Origin of the sequence: Bradyrhizobium sp. SZCCHNS2022, from assembly GCF_032377575.1 — a bacterium.
GTDB lineage: Bacteria > Pseudomonadota > Alphaproteobacteria > Rhizobiales > Xanthobacteraceae > Bradyrhizobium > Bradyrhizobium aeschynomenes.
In genome coordinates this window covers 2487626-2507698 of the sequence record NZ_JAUHHZ010000001.1, presented here as the reverse complement: position 1 = coordinate 2507698, position 20073 = coordinate 2487626, and the positions used below count along the sequence as shown (strand labels likewise).

The following is a 20073-nucleotide window of genomic DNA, read 5'->3' as shown; positions in this document are numbered from 1 at the left end:
CAGGCATGAACGAGCAGAGCCCGGCACTTCGCAATTTTACGATCAACTTCGGGCCGCAGCATCCGGCCGCGCACGGCGTGCTGCGTCTCGTCCTGGAACTGGACGGCGAGGTCGTGGAGCGCGTCGATCCGCATATCGGCCTGCTTCACCGCGGCACCGAGAAGCTGATCGAGACCAAGACCTATCTGCAGGCGATGCCGTACTTCGATCGGCTCGACTACGTCGCGCCGATGAACCAGGAGCATGCGTTCTGCCTCGCCGCCGAGCGTCTGCTCGGCATCGAGGTGCCGCGCCGCGGCCAGCTGATCCGCGTGCTCTATTCCGAGATCGGCCGGCTGCTGTCGCATCTGCTCAACGTCACCACGCAGGCCATGGACGTCGGTGCGCTGACCCCGCCGCTGTGGGGCTTCGAGGAGCGCGAGAAGCTCATGGTGTTCTATGAGCGCGCCTCCGGCTCGCGCATGCACGCCAACTACTTCCGCATCGGCGGCGTCCACCAGGACTTGCCGCCGAAGTTGATCGACGACATCGACGCGTTCTGCGATCCGTTCCTGAAGGTGGTCGACGATCTCGACCAGCTGCTCACCGGCAACCGCATCTTCAAGCAGCGCAATGTCGACATCGGCGTCGTCACCCTGAAGCAGGCCTGGGAGTGGGGCTTCTCCGGTGTGATGGTGCGCGGCTCCGGCGCCGCCTGGGACCTGCGCAAGTCGCAGCCTTACGACGTCTACGCCGAGATGGATTTCGACGTTCCGATCGGCAAGAATGGCGACTGCTACGACCGCTATCTGATCCGCATGGAAGAGATGCGCCAGTCCGTGCGCATCATGAAGCAGTGCATTGCCAAGCTGCGCGCGCCTGATGGACAGGGGCCGGTGCTGATCACCGACAACAAGATCTCGCCGCCGCGCCGTGGCGAGATGAAGCGTTCGATGGAAGCGCTGATCCATCACTTCAAGCTCTACACCGAGGGCTTTCACGTTCCGCCCGGCGAGATCTACGCCGCAGTCGAGGCGCCGAAGGGCGAGTTCGGCGTCTATCTCGTCTCCGACGGCACCAATAAGCCCTACAAGTGCAAGATCCGCGCGCCGGGCTTCGCCCATCTGCAGGCGATGGACTTCCTGTGCCGCGGCCATCTGCTCGCCGACGTCTCGGCCATTCTCGGCTCGCTCGACATCGTGTTCGGGGAGGTGGATCGCTGATGGGCCATGCGCCGATCCAGTTCGATCGTGCTTCCGGGGCGCTCGAAGGAGCGAACCTCTGGGAGCGCACGGCTGCCTTGGCGCTGTCCACCGGCTCGAAGATCTCGTCGCACTTCTCGCATCGCGGCTACAATCGCTGCGCCAATCTGCTGCGCCTCGCGCTGCCGGAACGCAACCTCGCAGTGAAGCTCAACCCGGATGCGGTGTTCGAGTTTCCCTATGGGGACGGTTATTGGAGCAAGCTGCTCAACCGCGCCTATCACTATGAGGACGAGCTCGAGTTGCTGTTTCTCGGCAGCGTCGATGTCGACTACACCTTCATCGATGGCGGCGCCAATTACGGCTACTGGTCTGTGCTGGTGTCGAGCGCGCCGTATGGATCGCACAAGGCGATCGCGATCGAGCCGTCGTCGGCGAACTTCGCCAAGCTCGCCAACAATTCCAAGATCAATGGCGGCCGCTTCGAGGTCATGAAGTGCGCGATCGGCGAACGCCGCGGCGTTGCGCACCTGAGCGGGACCAAGCATGAGGCCTTCAGCATCGCCGGCGATGGCGCTGACGGTGAGCAGGTGCCGGTGATGGCGCTCGACGACCTCATCGACGACGGCAAGGTCGCTGCGTCCGGAAAGTACCTGATCAAGCTCGACGTCGAGGGCGTGGAGATCGAGGCGATCAAGGGCGGGGCCCGGCTGCTCGCGACCGACAGCATGATCCTGTGCGAGGAGCACGGGCAGGACCGCAATCACACGGTGTCGCGCTACATCCTCGACCAGACGCCGATGCAGCTGATGGTCTACGACCCCGCGAGCGGCCGATTCGAGACCGTGACCGAGCTGTCGATCCTCGACCGTATCAAGGTATCCACGCACGTCGGCTACAACGTGTTCGGAACTGCAAGTGCCTTCTGGCAGAATCGCGTCGCAGCGCTCAATGCAAGTGCCGCGCGCCGCATGCAATGAAAGACTAGAGAGCCATGTCCGTCCGCCGTCTTGCCCCGAAGGACCTCCAGCCCGCGAGCTTTGCGTTCACGGATGAAAACCTCGCCTTCGCCAAGGCCCAGATCGCCAAATACCCGGAAGGCCGCCAGGCCTCGGCCGTGATCGCGATCCTGTGGCGCGCGCAGGAGCAGAACGAGGGCTGGGTTTCGGAAGCGGCCATCCGCGTGGTCGCCGACATGCTGGGCATGCCCTATATCCGCGTGCTCGAGGTCGCGACCTTCTACACGATGTTCCAGCTGCAGCCGGTCGGCAAGAAGGCGCATGTCCAGGTCTGCGGCACCACGCCGTGCCGGCTGCGCGGCGCCGAGGAGCTGATCGAGGTCTGCAAGCACCGGATCCATCACGATCCCTTCCACCTCTCCAAGGACGGCGACTTCAGCTGGGAAGAAGTCGAGTGCCTGGGCGCCTGTGTGAATGCGCCGATGGTGCAGGTCTGGAAGGATACCTACGAGGACCTGACGCCGGAGAGCTTCGGCAAGGTGCTCGACGGCTTCGCGACCGGCAATCTGCCGACGCCGGGTCCGCAGAACGGGCGCCAGTTCTCGGCGCCGGCGGGCGGGCCGACCACGCTGAAGGAGAAGACATGAGCCGCAATCGCATCCGCGTTGCGGCCCTGACCCAAGAGGGCGCCGCGATGAAGAACTGGCGCTACGTGGCGCTGCATACGCTTGCTGCCGCCGCTTTCATTTTCGTACTGCAGCGGTTCGCGCTGAACGCGACGCTGGAGTCCAGTCTGCTGTGGGCCCTGGTGTTTGGCGGCTGCGCCACCTTCATCGCCACCATGCAGTCGAACCGCTGATCTCAGAGGAAGCCGTCTGATGCTCGACGACAAGGACCGCATCTTCACCAACCTCTACGGCCTGCACGATTGGGGCCTCGAAGGCGCGCGCCGGCGCGGCAGCTGGGATGGCACCAAGGGGCTGATCGACAAGGGGCGCGACTGGATCATCAACGAGATGAAGGCGTCGGGGCTGCGCGGCCGCGGCGGCGCCGGCTTTCCGACGGGCCTGAAATGGTCGTTCATGCCGAAGGAATCGACCGACGGCCGGCCGAGCTATCTCGTGGTCAATGCCGACGAGTCCGAGCCCGGCACCTGCAAGGATCGCGAGATCATGCGGCACGATCCGCATCATCTCGTCGAGGGCTGCCTGATCGCCAGCTTCGCGATGAACGCGCATGCCTGCTACATCTATGTGCGCGGCGAGTTCATCCGGGAGCGCGAGCGGCTGCAGGCGGCGATCGATCAGGCCTATGACGCGAAGCTGGTCGGCAAGGACAACATCCATGGCTGGCCGTTCGACATCTATGTCGCGCATGGCGCCGGCGCCTATATCTGCGGCGAAGAGACCGCGCTGCTCGAGAGCCTCGAGGGCAAGAAAGGCCAGCCGCGGCTGAAGCCGCCATTCCCGGCCAATGTCGGCCTCTATGGCTGCCCGACGACCGTCAACAACGTCGAGTCGATCGCGGTCGCGCCGACCATCCTGCGCCGCGGTGCGTCCTGGTTCGCCGGCATCGGCCGGCCGAACAATGTCGGCACCAAGCTGTTCTGCATCTCCGGTCACGTCGAGCGGCCCTGCAACGTCGAAGAGGCGATGGGCATCCCGTTCCGCGAGCTGATCGAGAAGCATTGCGGCGGCATCCGCGGCGGCTGGGACAATCTGAAGGCCGTCATTCCCGGCGGCTCGTCGGTGCGCATGGTGCCGGCCGAGCAGATCATCGACACGCCGATGGATTTCGACAGCCTTTCCAAGCTGCGCTCGGGCCTGGGGACCGCGGCCGTCATCGTGATGGACAAGTCGACCGACCTGATCCGGGCGATCGCGCGCATCTCCTATTTCTACAAGCATGAGAGCTGCGGCCAGTGCACGCCGTGCCGCGAGGGCACCGGCTGGATGTGGCGCGTGCTGACCCGCATGGCCGAGGGCCGCGCCCACAAGCGCGAGATCGACATGCTGCTGGAGGTCACCAAGCAGATCGAGGGGCACACGATCTGCGCGCTGGGCGACGCCGCGGCCTGGCCGATCCAGGGCCTGATCACGCATTTCCGTCACGAGATCGAAGCGCGGATCGATCAGTATTCGCACAAGGCTGACGTCGATGACGTCGGCGTGCGCGATCCCGCGCACATGGTGGCGGCGGAGTAGGTATGGCGGTCCGATCCGCCAGCAAGGTTTTCCTCCGCGCTTGCGCCCTCTCGGCGCGCGGCGCGGTGGTCCGTGGTTTGAGAGAGATGTGAGGCAATGACCAAGATCATCATCGATGGCAAAGAGATCGATGTGCCGCCGGAGTACACGCTGCTGCAGGCGTGCGAGGCGGCGGGCGCCGAGATTCCGCGCTTCTGCTATCACGAGCGGCTGTCGATCGCCGGCAACTGCCGGATGTGCCTCGTCGAGGTGAAGGGCGGACCGAAGCCGGTCGCGAGCTGCGCCTGGGGCGTGCGCGACTGCCGGCCGGGCCCGAAGGGCGAGCCGCCGGAGATCTCGACGCGGTCGCCGATGGTCAAGAAGGCACGCGAAGGCGTGATGGAATTCCTTCTGATCAACCATCCCTTGGATTGCCCGATCTGCGACCAGGGCGGCGAGTGCGACCTGCAGGACCAGGCGATGGGCTATGGTGTCGACACCAGCCGCTACGCCGAGAACAAGCGTGCCGTCGAGGACAAATATCTCGGCGCGCTCGTCAAGACCTCGATGACCCGCTGCATCCAGTGCACGCGCTGCGTCCGCTTTTCGGCGGAAGTCTGCGGCGTGCCGGAAATGGGCGCGACAGGCCGTGGCGAGGACATGGAGATCACGACCTATCTCGAGCAGGCGCTGAGCTCGGAGCTGCAGGGCAATCTGGTCGACATCTGCCCGGTCGGCGCGCTGACCTCTAAGCCCTATGCCTTCGCGGCGCGTCCGTGGGAGCTGGGCAAGACGCAGTCGATCGACGTCATGGATGGCGTGGGCTCGGCGATCCGCGTCGACACCCGCGGTCGCGAGGTGATGCGCATCCTGCCGCGCATCAATGACGCCGTGAACGAGGAGTGGATCTCCGACAAGACCCGTCACGTCGTCGACGGCCTGCGGACGCAGCGGCTGGATCGTCCCTACGTCCGCGAGGATGGCAAACTGCGCCCGGCCACATGGCCGGAGGCGTTCAAGGCGATCGCCGCAAAACTGTCGCGCATCGACGGCAAGCGGATCGGCGCCATCGCCGGCGATCTCGCGGCCGTCGAGGAGATGTATGCGCTGAAGGATCTGCTCGCGAAGCTCGGCTCGACCAACGTGGCGGTGCAGGGCGGTGACAGCTTCGACGCCAAGCTTGGCCGTTCGTCCTATTTGTTCAATCCGACCATCGCCGGCATCGAGCAGGCCGACGCGATCCTGATCATCGGCGCCAATCCGCGCAAGGAAGCGGCCGTGCTCAACGCCCGCATTCGCAAGCGTTGGCGCTCGGGCCAGCTCAAGGTCGGTCTGGTCGGCCCCAAGGCCGATCTGACCTATGCCTATGAGCACATCGGCGCGGGCACGGACTCGCTGAGCGACGTCGCCGCCGGCAAGCACTCCTTCGCAACCACCTTCCGCAACGCCAAGAACCCGATCGTGCTGGTCGGCGCCGGCGCGGCCGCGCGTCACGACGGCGGCGCGATCCTGGCGCTCGCCGCCAAGATCGCGATGGACGTCAACGCCGTGCGCGACGACTGGAACGGTTTTGCGGTGCTGCACGACACCGCGTCCCGCGTCGGCGCGCTCGACATCGGCTTCAACGGCACCGGCCTGACCGGCGCACAGATGACCACCTTCGGCACCATGGACGTGATGTTCCTGCTCGGCGCCGACGAGGTCGAGGTGCCCGAGGGCGTGTTCACGGTCTACATCGGTACCCATGGCGACCGCGGCGCGCATCGCGCCGACGTCATCCTTCCGGGCGCCGCCTACACCGAGAAGTCCGGCCTCTACGTCAACACCGAGGGCCGGGTGCAGATCGCGGCGCGCGCATCGTTCCCACCGGGCGAGGCCCGCGAGGACTGGGCGATCATCCGCGCGCTGTCAGACGTGCTCGGGCGCAAGCTCGGCTACGACTCGCTGGCGGCGCTACGTGCCGAGATCATCAAGGCGGTGCCGCATCTGGCCCGCATCGACCAGATCGAGGCCGGCAAGATCGCCGACATCAAGACCCTGGCAGGCAAGGGCGGTAGCCTCGAAAAGGCGCCGTTCAAGCCTGTCATCGACGACTTCTATCTCACCAATCCGATCGCGCGCGCATCGGCGGTCATGGCGGAATGCTCCCGCCTGGCCTCCGGGCAGATGCTGACGGCAGCGGAGTGAGCGTGACCTGATGGCTGATTTCTTCGCAAGCTCGTTCTGGACCGGCTTCCTCTGGCCGCTGATCATCATGATCGCGCAGAGCGTGCTGCTCCTCGTCGTCCTCCTGGTCGCGATCGCCTACATCCTGCTCGCCGACCGCAAGATCTGGGCGGCGGTGCAGATCCGCAGGGGTCCCAACGTGGTCGGGCCCTTCGGCCTGTTCCAGTCGTTCGCCGACCTGCTGAAGTTCGTGCTCAAGGAGCCGATCATTCCGGCCGGCGCCAACAAGGGCGTGTTCCTGCTGGCGCCGCTGGTGTCGTGCGTGCTCGCGCTAGCGGCCTGGGCGGTGATCCCGACCAATCTCGGCTGGGCGATCGCCGACATCAATGTCGGCATCCTCTTCATCTTCGCGATCTCGTCGCTGTCGATCTACGGCATCATCATGGCCGGCTGGTCGTCGAACTCGAAGTATCCGTTCCTGGCGGCGCTGCGCTCCGCGGCGCAGATGGTGTCCTACGAGGTCTCGATCGGCTTCGTGATCATCACCGTTCTGCTCTGCGCCGGCACCCTGAACCTCTCGGCGGTGGTCGAGGCGCAGCATGCGCGCGGCCTCGCCAGCCTGATCGGCCTGCCGCAGCTGACGATCCTGAACTGGTACGTCTGGCCGCTGTTCCCGATGTTCGTGGTGTTCTACGTCTCGGCGCTGGCCGAGACCAACCGCCCGCCCTTCGACCTGGTCGAGGCGGAATCGGAGCTCGTCGCCGGCTTCATGGTCGAGTACGGCTCGACGCCGTATCTCCTGTTCATGCTCGGCGAGTACGTCGCGATCACCACGATGTGCGCGCTGGCGACCATCCTGTTCCTCGGCGGTTGGCTGCCGCCGATCGACCTGCCGCCGTTCAACTGGGTGCCGGGCGTCATCTGGTTCTCGCTGAAACTGTTCTTCATGTTCTTCCTGATCGCGATGGCGAAAGCGATCGTGCCGCGCTACCGCTACGACCAGTTGATGCGACTGGGTTGGAAGGTGTTCCTGCCGCTGTCGCTGGCCATGGTGGTCGTTGTCGCGGGCGTGCTGCACTTCGCCGGTATCGCGCCGAAATGAGGCTGTCATGAACATCTCCGCCACTGCACGGTCGCTGCTGCTGCAGGAGTTCGTCTCCGCGTTCTTCCTCGCGATGCGCTACTTCTTCCAGCCGAAGCCGACCCTGAACTATCCGTTCGAGAAGGGCCCGATCTCGCCGCGCTTCCGCGGCGAGCATGCGTTGCGCCGCTATCCCAACGGCGAAGAGCGCTGCATCGCCTGCAAGCTCTGTGAGGCCGTCTGCCCGGCGCAGGCGATCACCATCGAGGCCGGCCCGCGCCGCAACGACGGCACCCGCCGTACGGTGCGCTATGACATCGACATGGTGAAGTGCATCTATTGCGGCCTGTGCCAGGAAGCCTGTCCGGTGGATGCCATCGTCGAGGGCCCGAACTTCGAGTTCGCGACCGAGACCCGCGAGGAGCTGTACTATGACAAGGCCAAGCTACTCGCGAACGGCGACCGCTGGGAGCGCGAAATCTCCAAAGCCATCGCGCTCGACGCGCCGTACCGCTGAGGCCGTCCGATGATCCTTCCTGCGCTCTTCTTCTATCTGTTCGCGGCGGTCTGCGTGGCCTCGGCCGTGATGGTGATCGTCTCGAAGAACCCCGTTCACTCGGTGCTCTATCTGATCCTCGCCTTCGTCAACGCCTCCGGCCTGTTCGTGCTGATGGGGGCGGAGTTCCTGGCGATGATCCTGGTCGTCGTCTATGTCGGCGCGGTCGCGGTGCTGTTCCTGTTCGTGATCATGATGCTCGACGTCGACTTCACGGAGTTGCGCGAGGGCTTCCTGCAGTACATGCCGATTGGTCTCGTGGTCGGCGGCATCTTCCTGTTCGAGCTGCTGCTGACGGTGTCGTACTGGGTCATCAACCCGACGACGCCAAAGGCGATCACGGCGGCGATCCCGACCAACGTCACCAACACCGAGGCGCTCGGCCTCGTGCTCTATACGAAATACGTCCATTACTTCCAGCTGTCGGGCATGATCCTGCTGGTGGCGATGATCGGCGCGATCGTGCTGACCCTGCGCCACAAGGCCAGCGTCAAGCGCCAGGACATCAACGTCCAGAACGCCCGCACGCCTGAGATGGCGATGGCCGTTCGCAAGGTCGCGGTCGGGCAGGGGCTGCAGGACACGGATGCCGCGGAGTGGGTGAAATGACCATCGGACTGGGGCACTACCTCGCGGTCGCCGCGATGCTGTTCACGCTGGGCATCCTCGGCATCTTCCTGAACCGCAAGAACATCATCGTCATCCTGATGTCGGTCGAGCTCATCCTGCTCGCGGTCAACATCAACCTTGTGGCGTTCTCCACCTTCCTCGGCGACATCGTCGGCCAGGTGTTCGCGCTGCTGGTGCTGACGGTCGCCGCGGCCGAGGCGGCGATCGGTCTGGCCGTGCTGGTGGTCTATTTCCGCAACCGCGGCTCGATCGCGGTTGAAGACGTCAATCTGATGAAGGGCTAAGGCGCATGATCCGCAACAGTGGGGGCCGGCTCGCCGGCAAGGTCATGCGTAAGGGAACGGGCGAATGATCCAGGCCATTGTCTTTCTGCCGCTGCTGGGCGCGATCCTGGCCGGCCTGATCGCGCTGCTCGGGGCGCATGGGCGCCATCCGAGCGGCGACGAGGTCGAGCATCACGACGACGGCCATGCTCATGGCGCCGCCGACGCGCATGCCCATGCGCATGACGACCACGGCCACGATGATCACGGTCATGGCCACGACGATCACCACGTCGCCGAGCCGCCGGCCTCCGGCACCTGGGCCGCGCAGGCGATCACCACCGCGCTGCTGTTCGTCTCGGCCGCGCTGTCCTGGGCGACCCTGGTCAGCGTCGGCTTCATGCACCACGAAGCGGGCGTGAAGGAGCTGCTGCCCTGGATCAATTCCGGCGAGCTGCAAGTGTCCTGGGCGCTGCGCGTCGATACGCTCACGGCGGTGATGCTGGTCGTGGTGACGAGCGTGTCCTCGCTCGTGCACCTCTATTCGATCGGCTACATGGACGAGGATCCGAACCGTCCGCGCTTCTTCGCCTATCTCTCGCTGTTCACCTTCGCGATGCTGATGCTGGTGACCGCCAACAACCTCGTGCAGCTGTTCTTCGGCTGGGAGGGCGTGGGTCTCGCCAGCTACCTCCTGATCGGCTTCTGGTTCCAGAAGCCCTCGGCCAATGCGGCCGCGATCAAGGCGTTCGTCGTCAACCGCGTCGGCGATTTCGGCTTCGCGCTCGGCATCTTCGCGATCTTCCTGCTGACGAAGTCGACCGACTTCGAGACCATCTTCGCCGCTGCGCCGAGCATCGCCGGCAAGACGACGATCAACTTCCTGGGTTGGCATGCGGATGCGCTCACGCTCACCTGTCTGCTTCTGTTCATGGGCGCGATGGGCAAGTCGGCGCAGTTCCTGCTGCACACCTGGCTGCCGGACGCGATGGAAGGCCCGACTCCGGTGTCGGCGCTGATCCACGCCGCGACCATGGTCACTGCCGGTGTCTTCATGGTGGCGCGCCTGTCGCCGCTGTTCGAGCTCGCGCCGAACGCGCAGGCCGTCGTGATGTTTTTCGGCGCCACCACCGCGTTCTTCGCGGCGACCGTCGGCCTCGTGCAGAACGACATCAAGCGCATCGTCGCCTATTCGACCTGCTCGCAGCTCGGCTACATGTTCGTGGCGATGGGGGCAGGGGCCTACTCGGTCGGCATGTTCCATCTGTTCACGCACGCCTTCTTCAAGGCCTTGCTGTTCCTGGGCGCCGGCTCGGTGATCTACGCGATGCACCACGAGCAGGACATCCGCAACATGGGCGGCCTGTGGCGCAAGATCCCGTACACCTTCGCGGTGATGACGGTCGGGACGCTTGCGCTGACCGGCTTCCCGGGCTTCGCCGGCTTCTTCTCCAAGGACGCGATCATCGAGGCCGCCTATGCCGCGCACAATCCGTTCGCGACCTATGCGTACTTCCTCACGATCGTCGCCGCCGGCCTGACTTCGTTCTACTCCTGGCGTCTGGTGTTCAAGACCTTCTTCGGCACGCCGCACGACCAGCATCACTACGACGCCGCCCATGAGAGCCCGATCTGGATGCTGATCCCGATCGGCGTGCTCGCGGCCGGCTCGATCCTGGCGGGCTTCCCGTTCAAGGGCCTGTTCGTCGATCCCCACGGTGTCGAGCACTTCTTCGGCGAGTCGCTGAAGATGAACCCGCACATCCTGGAGGACATGGAGCACATGCCGTTCTGGCTGGGTCAGCTGCCCTTCATCATGATGGTCGGCGGCTTCGCGGTGTCCTACTTCTTCTACGTCAAGCGTCCGGACATCCCGGAGGAGCTCGCCGCGCAGCAGCCGCTGCTTTACAACTTCCTGCTCAACAAGTGGTACTTCGACGAGCTCTATGACTTCATCTTCGTCCGTCCGGCGAAGTGGCTCGGCCGCTTCCTCTGGAAGAAGGGCGACGGGTTCGTCATCGACGGATTCGGTCCGGATGGCGTGTCGGCGCGGGTGCTCGACGTCACGCGCAACGTCGTCAAGATCCAGACCGGTTATCTCTATCACTATGCCTTTGCCATGCTGATCGGCGTCGCCGGCCTGATCACCTGGTTCATGTTCATGGGGGGCCAGCAATGACCACCTGGCCAATTCTCTCCGTCGTCACCTTCCTGCCGCTCGTCGGCGCGCTGCTGATCTATCTGGTCCGCGGCGATGACGAAGCCGCCCAGCGCAATGCGCGCTGGATCGCATTGTGGACCACGCTGATCACCTTCGCGGTGTCGGTGATCCTGGTGCTGCGCTTCGACCCCGGCCAGACCGACTTCCAGTTCGTCGAGAAGTCGAACTGGCTGGCGGCCGGCATCAGCTATCACATGGGCGTCGACGGCATCTCGCTGCCGTTCGTGATCCTGACCACCGCTTTGATGCCGTTCTGCATCGTGGCGAGCTGGAAGTCGGTCAAGAACCGCCTGCGCGAATACATGATGGCGTTCCTGATCCTGGAAACGCTGATGGTCGGCACCTTCTCGGCGCTCGACCTCGTGCTGTTCTACCTGTTCTTCGAGGGCGGCCTGATCCCGATGTTCCTGATCATCGGCGTCTGGGGCGGGCCGCGCCGGGTCTACGCGTCGTTCAAGTTCTTCCTCTATACGCTGCTCGGCTCGGTGCTGATGCTGCTCGCCATCATGGCGCTGTACTGGAACGCCGGCACCACCGACATTCCGACGCTGATGCACACCGCGGTGCCGCGCAACTTGCAGACCTGGGCCTGGCTGGCCTTCTTCGCCTCCTTCGCGGTGAAGATGCCGATGTGGCCGGTCCACACCTGGCTGCCGGACGCGCACGTCGAGGCGCCGACGGCGGGCTCGGTGATCCTGGCCGCGATCCTGCTGAAGATGGGCGGCTACGGCTTCCTGCGCTTCTCGCTGCCGATGTTCCCGCTGGCCTCGCACGATTTCGCGCCGCTGGTCTGGACGCTCTCGGCGATCGCGATCATCTACACCTCGCTGGTCGCGCTGATGCAGGAGGACATCAAGAAGCTCATCGCCTACTCGTCGGTGGCGCATATGGGCTTCGTGACGATGGGCATCTTCGCCGGCACCATGCAGGGCGTCGCCGGCGGCGTGTTCCAGATGATCTCGCACGGCATCGTCTCGGGCGCGCTGTTCCTCTGCGTCGGCGTCGTCTACGACCGCATGCACACCCGCGAGATCGCGGCCTATGGCGGCCTCGTCAACCGGATGCCGATCTACGCGTTGGTGTTCATGGTGTTCACCATGGCCAATGTCGGCCTGCCCGGCACCTCCGGTTTCGTCGGCGAGTTCATGACCCTGCTCGGTACCTTCAAGGTGTCGATCCCGACTGCGTTCTTCGCGACCTTCGGCGTCATCCTGTCGGCCGGCTACGCGCTGTGGCTGTACCGCAAGGTGGTGTTCGGCGCGCTGACCAAGCCGTCGCTCGCGAGCATCAAGGACCTCACTCTGCGTGAAGGCGTGATCCTGTTTCCGCTGGTGGCGCTGACCATCCTGTTCGGCGTCTATCCGAAGCCGATCCTGGACATGTCGGCGGCCTCGGTGCAGCAGCTCGTCACCAACTACAATACCGCCGTGACGGCCGTGAAGGCCGCCGCGCTGCTCCAATGATGAGACCCTTGGGGTCGGGACAGAGACGATGATCGAGAATCTTGGGCCTCAGCTTTGGGTGGTGCTGCCGGAGCTGCTGCTGGCCTTGGGGGCCATGGCGCTGTTGATGCTGGGCGCGTTTCGCGGGCAGGGGACGACGGGGATCGTCACCGGCCTCGCGGTTGCGCTCCTGATCGTGGTGGGCATCGTGGTGCTCAGGCAGCAGGGCGGTCAGGCCTTCGGCGGCAGCTTCATCGCCGATAGCTATGCGCGCTTTCTGAAGATCCTGGCGATCATCGGCTCGGCCGCGACGCTGATCATGTCGGCGGAGTTCCTGTCGAAGCCGGACCGCCGCATCTTCGAATATGCGATCCTGGTCCTGCTCTCGACGCTCGGCATGCTCGTGCTGATCTCGGCCGGTGACCTGATTACGCTCTATCTCGGCCTCGAGCTGATGTCGCTGGCCCTCTATGTCGTTGCCGCCAGCCATCGCGACAACGTCAAGTCGACGGAAGCCGGCCTGAAGTACTTCGTGCTGGGCGCACTGTCGTCGGGCATGCTGCTCTACGGCGCCTCGCTGATCTACGGCTTCACCGGCACTGTGAGCTTTGCCGGCATCGCGGCGGCCACCAAGACCGGCAGCGTCGGCATCATCTTCGGCCTCGTCTTCCTGTTCGCCGGCATGTGCTTTAAGGTCTCGGCGGTGCCGTTCCACATGTGGACGCCGGACGTCTATGAAGGCGCGCCGACGCCGGTCACCGCCTTTTTCGCCTCCGCGCCGAAGGTGGCCGCCATCGCCGTGTTCGTGCGCGTCGCGCTCACCGCGTTCCCGGGCATCACCTTCCAGTGGCAGCAGATCATCGTGTTCGTCTCGATCGCCTCGATGGCGCTCGGCTCGTTCGCCGCGATCGGCCAGACCAACATCAAGCGCCTGATGGCCTATTCGTCGATCGGCCACATGGGCTTCGCGCTGGTCGGACTCGCCGCCGGCACGGTGGAGGGCGCGCAGGGCGTGCTGACCTACATCGCGATTTACGTCGCGATGACGCTCGGCTCCTTCGCCGTGATCATGGCGATCAAGCGCAACGGCCAGTCGTTCGAGAAGATCAGCGATTTCGCCGGCCTCTCGCGCACCAATCCGCTGCTCGCCTTCTTCTTTGCGATGCTGCTGTTCTCGCTGGCCGGCGTGCCGCCGCTCGCTGGCTTCTTCGCCAAGTGGTACGTGTTCGTCGCGGCGATCAAGGGCGGGCTGTTCACGCTGTCGGTGATTGGCGTGCTGACCAGCGTCGTGGGCGCCTATTATTACCTGCTGATCGTCAAGACGATGTATTTCGACGAGCCGTTGCCGAGCGTCGATCCGGTCCGGATCGAGCTGCGCACGGTGCTCGCGATCTCCGGCGTCTTCAACATCCTGTTCTTCGCCTATCCCGGCCCGCTGGTCAGCGCGGCCGCGGCCGCGGCGAAGTCGCTGTTCTAGATGACCTTTGCTCTTGGGGCCCGGGCCGCTGCCAGCGGTTACGGGCTCGTCGTCTTCGATCGGGCCGGCTCGACCAATATCGAGGCCCTCTCCGCTGCGCGGCAGGGCGCCAAGGCAAGCTGGTTCGTCACGACGGAGCAGACCGCCGGACGTGGCCGCCGCCAGCGGCCATGGATTGCGCCACGGGGCAATCTGGCCTCCTCCGTCCTCGAAGTGCTGAACGTCGCGCCCGCTGTTGCCGCCACGCTCGGCTTCGCCGCCTGCCTCTCCATATCGAGCGCTCTGCGGCAGGTCAGCCGCGAGGCCGTGCTGCGGTCCGGCGGCAGCTCCTCACTCGATTTCTCGGTGAAGTGGCCGAACGACGTGCTCGCCGGCGGCCGCAAGATCGTCGGCATGCTGCTCGAGGCCGAACGGGTGGCCGGCGGGCTGGCGGTGGTGGCCGGCATCGGGACCAACGTGGTGGCGGCGCCGACCGATACCCCGACACCGGCGGTCTCGCTCAGAGACATTGGAGTCGAGGTGAGCGCCGAGGATCTGTTCACCGCTCTCTCCGATACCTGGGTCGAGTATTTCGGCATCTGGAACGAGGGACGCGGCTTCGGCGACATCCGAAAGCTGTGGCTGGAGCGGGCCGCGGGCCTCGGCCAGCCCGTCGCCATCAGGTCCGGACATGCTATCATCGAGGGGATTTTCGACACGATCGATGAACAGGGTTGTATGCTGGTGCGGACCGCGGAGGGACGATTGGAGCCGATCACGGCCGGTGATGTTCATTTCGGCTCGGTCGCATCCAAGGGAGCGGTCTAGATGGCACGTCCGGACGAATTGACCTTTGCGCCGCTCGGCGGCGTCGGCGAGATCGGCATGAACCTGTCGATCTACGGTCTCGGCAATCGCCACCAGCGCTCCTGGCTCGCGATCGATCTCGGCGTCTCCTTCGGCGACGAGGAGCATCTGCCCGGCATTGACCTGATCATGCCGGACGTCAGCTTCCTGGAGAAGGAGGGCAGGAATCTCGTCGGCCTGGTGCTGACGCACGCGCATGAGGATCATTTCGGCGCCATCATCGATCTCTGGCCGCGGCTGAAATGTCCGATTTACGCGACCAAGTTCAGCGCCGCCTTGTTCGAGGCGAAATGCGAGGCTGAGCGCCTGCCGGCGAAGATCCCGGTCAAGGTCATTCCGTCAGGCGGCCGTGTCGACATCGGTCCGTTCAACGTCGAGTTCATTCCGGTCGCGCATTCGATTCCGGAATCGCACGCGCTCGCCATCCATACCGAGGTCGGCACGGTCCTGCACACCGGCGACTGGAAGATCGATCCGACGCCGGTGCTGGGCGTGCCGACCGACGAGAAGCGGCTGCGCGAGCTCGGCGATGCCGGGCTGCTCGCGCTGATCGGTGACTCCACCAACGCCGTACGCGAGGGGCGCTCGCCATCCGAGGCCGAGGTCGCCAAGACGATTACGGCGCTTGTCAAGGAAGCCAAGGGCCGCGTCGCCGTCACCACCTTTGCCTCCAACGTCGCGCGCATCCGCGCCGTGGCGGAAGCGGCGCGTGAGGCCGAGCGCGAGGTCGTCATCGTCGGCCGCGCCATGGAGCGCGTCGTCCAGGTCGCGCGCGAAACCGGCTATCTCGACGGCGTGCAGAACTTCCGCGGCATGGATCTCTACGGCCACTTCCCCGCCGACAAGGTGCTGGCGCTGTGCACCGGCAGCCAGGGTGAGCCGCGTGCGGCGCTGGCGCGCATCGCCAATGACGATCATCCGCTGGTCACCCTGAACAAGGGCGACACCGTCATCTTCTCTTCGCGCACCATTCCCGGCAACGAGAAGGCGGTCGGCGCGGTCATCAATGGTCTCGTGCAGCAGGGCATCGAGATCATCACCGACCGCAATCATCTGGTTCACGTCTCCGGCCATCCGCGCCGCGACGAGCTGCGCGACATGATCGCCTGGACCCGGCCGCAGCTCCTGATTCCTGTCCACGGCGAGGCGCTGCATCTGCACGAGCATGCGCGGCTGGCGCGTGCCTGCGGCGTGCCGAAGGTCATCACCTGCCGCAACGGCGATCTGGTCAAGCTCGGCCCCGGCGATCCCGGGATCATCGATCAGCTGCCGGCGGGCCGTCTCTACAAGGACGGCACCATCGTCGAAGATTCGAAGTCGCGAGCCGTGGTCGAGCGGCGCAAGATGTCCTTCGCCGGCTGCATCTTCGTGGCCATGGCCATTACGGAGAAGGGCGAACTGGCTGACGATCCCGAGGTCGACATGGTCGGCATCCCCGAGAAGACTGTCGCCGGCGAGCCGATGGACGACATCGTATTCGATGCCGTCGTCTCGACCTTCGAGGGCCTGCCGCGGGCGCGGCGGCGCGATCCCGACGCCGCGGCGGAATCGGTGCGGCGAGCGGTTCGCTCGGCTGTGAACGAGCAATGGGGCAAGAAGCCGATTTGCCTGGTGCACGTCCTGGAAGTCTGACGCGGGCGGATTGAACGATAACCAAACAGTGGAGGAACCGATGCTGGGCCGGCTCAATCACGTGGCGATCGCGGTCAAGGATGCCGAGAAGGCGGCGAAGATCTATGGCGCCGCTTTCGGTGCCGAGATCTCGGCGCCGCTGCCGTTGCCGGATCACGGCGTGATCACCGTATTCGTGACGTTGCCGAATACCAAGATCGAGTTCATCCAGCCGCTCGGCGAGTCCTCGCCGATCGCCAAGTTTCTCGAGCGCAATGCCGATGGCGGCATCCATCATGTCTGCTACGAGGTGCCCGACATCATCGCCTCGCGCGACACGCTGATCAAGGAAGGCGCCCGCGTGCTCGGCGACGGGCTGCCGCGCATCGGCGCCCACGGCAAGCCGGTGCTGTTCCTGCACCCGAAGGATTTTTCCGGCGCGCTCGTCGAGATCGAGCAGGCCTGAGGCAGCGGGGCGACCATGGCCTATACGATCTCCACCTGGCTCGCGATCTACTTCGTGCTGTGGTGGGTCATGCTGTTCGTGACCCTTCCGTTCGGGGTGCGCAGCCAGCACGAGACCGGCGGCGCCTCGCCGGGCACGGATCCAGGCGCGCCGACGATCAGCCTGATGGGACGACGCCTGCTCTGGACGACGTTTCTGTCGGCCGTCATCTTTGGGCTCGCCTTGCTGGCGTATCAGGCCGGCTATCTCAGCATCGAGAGGCTCTCGAAGCTGATGGGCCTGCCGTTCTAGCTCGCTCGCATCGCACAACATTCTGTCGGAGCCGATGCACGGACGTGCATCGGCTTTTTTGCTATAGGAGGTCAAAACAAGAGCGACAGGGAGGTTGCGCGTGACGACATCGGCCGAAGCCGGGCAGGGGACGCCATCGGGCTATCGCATTCTGAACGAGGCGGATCTTCGCAACCATCTCGCGAGGACGCCAGCGGTCGCGGCTCGACTTGGAGGACCAGCGGAGCACTGGTCGATCTCCGAGGTCGGCGATGGCAATCTCAACCTCGTTTTCATCGTCAAGGGATCGTCAGGCGGACTGGCGGTCAAGCAGGCGCTGCCTTACGTGCGGCTGGTCGGCGAGAGCTGGCCACTGCCGCTGTCGCGCGCGCACTTCGAGCATCTCGCGCTCACCCAACAGGGGCGGCTGGCGTCAGGCTTGGTCCCGGCGGTGATCCATCATGATCATGCGCTGGCGCTGACGGCGATGGAGCTGCTGGAGCCGCACATCATCATGCGCAAGGGCCTGGTCGCCGGCACGATCTATCCCGCCTTCGTCGATCACATCACGACCTTCATGGCGCGGACATTGTTCTTCTCGTCCGACCTCGCGCTGTCGGCCGCGGAGAAGAAGGAGGCGATTGCGAGCTTCGCCGGCAACCATGCGCTGTGCAAGATCACCGAGGACCTGATCTTCACTGATCCCTATCGGATCGCCGAGCAGAACCGCTGGACCACGCCATGGCTGGATGCGACGGCGGCGGACATCCGCGCCGATCTCGATCTGCATGTCGCGATCTCCCGGCTGAAGCTGAAGTTTCTGTCGAGCGCCGAGGCGCTGATCCATGGTGACCTGCATACGGGCTCGATCATGGTCACGGACACCGAGACCAAGGTGATCGATCCCGAATTCGCGTTCTATGGACCGATGGGGTTCGACGTCGGCGCCGTTCTGGCCAACCTGCTGATGGCCTATTTCGCATCAGCAGGACATGAGCGGGAGCCGGGAGATCGGGAAGCCTTCGAGAGCTGGGTGCTCGCGACCGTCGATCGCGTGTGGACGGGATTTGCGGACAAATTCCAGGCGCTATGGCGCAGCGAGGCGCACGGCGATGCCTATTCGCCGTCGCTGTTTCCGGGAGAGGCAGGAGCCGCGCGGCTGGAGACGGAGCGCCAGGCCTACATGGCCAGATTGTTCCAGGACGCCGTCGGCTTCACGGCCGCGAAGATCATCCGCCGCATCCTGGGTCTGGCGCACAACATCGACTTCGAACTGATCGAAGATGCGAAGCAGCGCGCGGTGTGCGAGGCGAGGGCGCTGCGACTGGCGCGAAAGCTGATGACCGAGACAGCATCGTTCACGTCGATCGACGCGCTTACGAAGGCCGCCCGCGAGCTGCGTCATTGGCAGCCAGCGTTTTGAATGACCTCTCTCGTCATTGCGAGGAGCGAAGCGACGAAGCAATCCAAAGTCCTCGCGCGGCGCTCGATTGCTTCCGCCGTCGCCCTTCCGGCTACGGCAGCGCGTGCTCGGCGGCCTTGATGCTGGGCACGCTTCGCTTTGCCCACCCTACGGCTAGATCATGATGCGTTTCGGCGGAAACGCATCATGATCTTTGTCTTTGTTTGAGCATGATCTTTCGGAAAACCGGTTTCCACTTTTCCGGATCATGCTCTAGTCCGCCGCTTTCGCTCGCAGCCGTTGTGCGTAGACGTTGATCACCAGGGCCGCCAGCAGGATCAGGCCGCGGATCAGGATCTTCAGGAAGCTGTCGATGTTGACGTGGTCGAGGCCGTTGTTCAGCACGCCGAGCACGAACAGACCGACGATGGTGTTGCCGATGCCGCCGCGGCCGCCGAACAGGCTGGTGCCGCCGACCACGACGGCGGCGATCGAGTCGAGCAGATAGGTGTCGAACTCGTTCTGCTGCGCGCTGCCGAAATGTGCGACGCCGAGCATGCCGCCGATCCCCGAGCAGACCGCGGAGATCACCATGACGCTGCCCAGGATCAGCTTGACGTTCAGGCCCGAGTACTCGGCCGCCTCGCGATTGCCGCCGACCATGTAGACGTAGCGGCCGAACCGCGTGTAGGTCAGAACGAGATGACCGAGCAGCAGCATCAGCGCGGCGACGATCACGATCCAGGGCACGCCTGCGATCGAGCCTGAACCCAGCGTGGTGATCAGAGGAGGCACCTTGTAGGCGATCTGGCCGCGCACCAGCATCGCCGAGATGCCGGCCGCGATCTGCATCATCGCCAGCGTCATGATGAAGGAGGGAATGCCGATCACCGTCAAGCCGAACGCATTGACGGCGCCGAGCAGCGCGCACAGCGCCAGCGCGAGCAGAATCGCGACAAAGCCCGGCATCGGCACGTTGGCGATGTTGACGTAGGAGTCCTGCAGCGTGAAATAGGCTACTGCGATGCCGGTCACGTTGGCGATGGCCGCGATCGACAGGTCGATCTCGGCGCAGAGAATGACGAATGTCAGACCGACCGCGATGATGCCGGTCACGGACACTTGCGTCAGGATGTTGCCGACATTGTCGAGCGTCGCGAAGGACGGACTTGCGATCGCAAAGAACGCCGTGAGGAAGATCAAAGTCAGGAACGGCGCGATGTTGCGCATCTGCGAGCGCAACACGGACGCGACGCCGCCGGTGCGTCGCGGCGGCGCCTCCGGCATCGGAACGGTCTCGCCATGCGCCATGGAAGTCT

19 protein-coding genes are annotated in these 20073 nt (G+C 64.8%); 18 read left to right on the top strand and 1 reads right to left on the bottom strand.

Translation table 11 applies throughout. The annotated features are described in order from the left end of the window. Window positions 1-5: 5 nt before the first annotated feature. From QXZ94_RS11145 to mtnK, 18 genes are all read left to right on the top strand, one after another. On the top strand, window positions 6-1202 hold the full coding sequence (locus tag QXZ94_RS11145) for an NADH-quinone oxidoreductase subunit D (protein ID WP_315720444.1): 1197 nt from the start codon (window positions 6-8) through the stop codon (window positions 1200-1202). Continuing rightward, window positions 1202-2161: an FkbM family methyltransferase gene (locus QXZ94_RS11140; protein WP_315720443.1), complete on the top strand. Its 960-nt coding sequence runs from the start codon at window positions 1202-1204 to the stop codon at window positions 2159-2161. The genes QXZ94_RS11145 and QXZ94_RS11140 overlap by 1 nt, the downstream gene beginning before the upstream one ends. Before the next feature lie 14 nt (window positions 2162-2175). Further along, window positions 2176-2787 carry an NADH-quinone oxidoreductase subunit NuoE gene (gene nuoE, locus QXZ94_RS11135; protein WP_315720442.1) on the top strand — a complete coding sequence of 204 codons (612 nt, stop codon included), beginning with the start codon at window positions 2176-2178 and terminating at the stop codon, window positions 2785-2787. After that, window positions 2784-2999, top strand: coding sequence for a hypothetical protein (locus tag QXZ94_RS11130; protein WP_315720441.1), 216 nt, complete (start codon window positions 2784-2786; stop codon window positions 2997-2999). Before nuoE ends, QXZ94_RS11130 begins: the two co-directional genes overlap by 4 nt. A 19-nt stretch (window positions 3000-3018) precedes the next feature. Beyond that, window positions 3019-4344 carry an NADH-quinone oxidoreductase subunit NuoF gene (gene nuoF / locus QXZ94_RS11125; protein ID WP_315720440.1) on the top strand — a complete coding sequence of 442 codons (1326 nt, stop codon included), beginning with the start codon at window positions 3019-3021 and terminating at the stop codon, window positions 4342-4344. A gap of 96 nt (window positions 4345-4440) precedes the next feature. Then, the gene (gene nuoG / locus QXZ94_RS11120) at window positions 4441-6510 is read left to right on the top strand and encodes an NADH-quinone oxidoreductase subunit NuoG (RefSeq protein WP_315720439.1); all 2070 of its coding nucleotides are present in this window, start codon (window positions 4441-4443) and stop codon (window positions 6508-6510) included. A gap of 10 nt (window positions 6511-6520) precedes the next feature. Further along, on the top strand, window positions 6521-7591 hold the full coding sequence (gene nuoH, locus QXZ94_RS11115; protein WP_315720438.1) for an NADH-quinone oxidoreductase subunit NuoH: 1071 nt from the start codon (window positions 6521-6523) through the stop codon (window positions 7589-7591). Between the two features lie 7 nt (window positions 7592-7598). Then, entirely contained in the window at window positions 7599-8087 is a 489-nt protein-coding gene (gene nuoI, locus QXZ94_RS11110) for an NADH-quinone oxidoreductase subunit NuoI (protein ID WP_006611003.1), read from the top strand. A 9-nt stretch (window positions 8088-8096) separates the two neighbouring features. Further along, window positions 8097-8735 (top strand): NADH-quinone oxidoreductase subunit J, encoded by a 639-nt coding sequence (locus QXZ94_RS11105; RefSeq protein WP_315720437.1) that lies wholly within the window; start codon window positions 8097-8099, stop codon window positions 8733-8735. Then, window positions 8732-9040: an NADH-quinone oxidoreductase subunit NuoK gene (nuoK, locus tag QXZ94_RS11100; protein WP_006611001.1), complete on the top strand. Its 309-nt coding sequence runs from the start codon at window positions 8732-8734 to the stop codon at window positions 9038-9040. The genes QXZ94_RS11105 and nuoK overlap by 4 nt, the downstream gene beginning before the upstream one ends. A 64-nt stretch (window positions 9041-9104) precedes the next feature. Continuing rightward, the gene (gene nuoL, locus QXZ94_RS11095) at window positions 9105-11198 is read left to right on the top strand and encodes an NADH-quinone oxidoreductase subunit L (RefSeq protein ID WP_315720436.1); all 2094 of its coding nucleotides are present in this window, start codon (window positions 9105-9107) and stop codon (window positions 11196-11198) included. Then, window positions 11195-12703 (top strand): NADH-quinone oxidoreductase subunit M, encoded by a 1509-nt coding sequence (locus tag QXZ94_RS11090; protein WP_315720435.1) that lies wholly within the window; start codon window positions 11195-11197, stop codon window positions 12701-12703. The genes nuoL and QXZ94_RS11090 overlap by 4 nt, the downstream gene beginning before the upstream one ends. A 28-nt stretch (window positions 12704-12731) precedes the next feature. After that, window positions 12732-14159 (top strand): NADH-quinone oxidoreductase subunit NuoN, encoded by a 1428-nt coding sequence (nuoN, locus tag QXZ94_RS11085; protein ID WP_315720434.1) that lies wholly within the window; start codon window positions 12732-12734, stop codon window positions 14157-14159. Then, window positions 14160-14966 (top strand): biotin--[acetyl-CoA-carboxylase] ligase, encoded by an 807-nt coding sequence (locus QXZ94_RS11080; RefSeq protein WP_315720433.1) that lies wholly within the window; start codon window positions 14160-14162, stop codon window positions 14964-14966. Continuing rightward, window positions 14967-16637 (top strand): ribonuclease J, encoded by a 1671-nt coding sequence (locus QXZ94_RS11075; protein ID WP_315720432.1) that lies wholly within the window; start codon window positions 14967-14969, stop codon window positions 16635-16637. It abuts the gene before it with no gap. Window positions 16638-16677: 40 nt separating this feature from the next. After that, window positions 16678-17082, top strand: a complete 405-nt coding sequence (gene mce / locus QXZ94_RS11070) for a methylmalonyl-CoA epimerase (protein ID WP_172109591.1) — start codon at window positions 16678-16680, stop codon at window positions 17080-17082. Between the two features lie 15 nt (window positions 17083-17097). Beyond that, window positions 17098-17373, top strand: coding sequence for a DUF1467 family protein (locus QXZ94_RS11065; protein ID WP_172109590.1), 276 nt, complete (start codon window positions 17098-17100; stop codon window positions 17371-17373). A 100-nt stretch (window positions 17374-17473) separates the two neighbouring features. After that, window positions 17474-18775 carry an S-methyl-5-thioribose kinase gene (gene mtnK / locus QXZ94_RS11060; protein ID WP_315720431.1) on the top strand — a complete coding sequence of 434 codons (1302 nt, stop codon included), beginning with the start codon at window positions 17474-17476 and terminating at the stop codon, window positions 18773-18775. 252 nt (window positions 18776-19027) lie between these two features. Here mtnK and QXZ94_RS11055 read toward each other — a convergent pair whose 3' ends face one another. Further along, window positions 19028-20065 (bottom strand): ABC transporter permease, encoded by a 1038-nt coding sequence (locus QXZ94_RS11055; protein WP_315720430.1) that lies wholly within the window; start codon window positions 20063-20065, stop codon window positions 19028-19030. Between the last annotated feature and the right edge of the window lie 8 nt (window positions 20066-20073).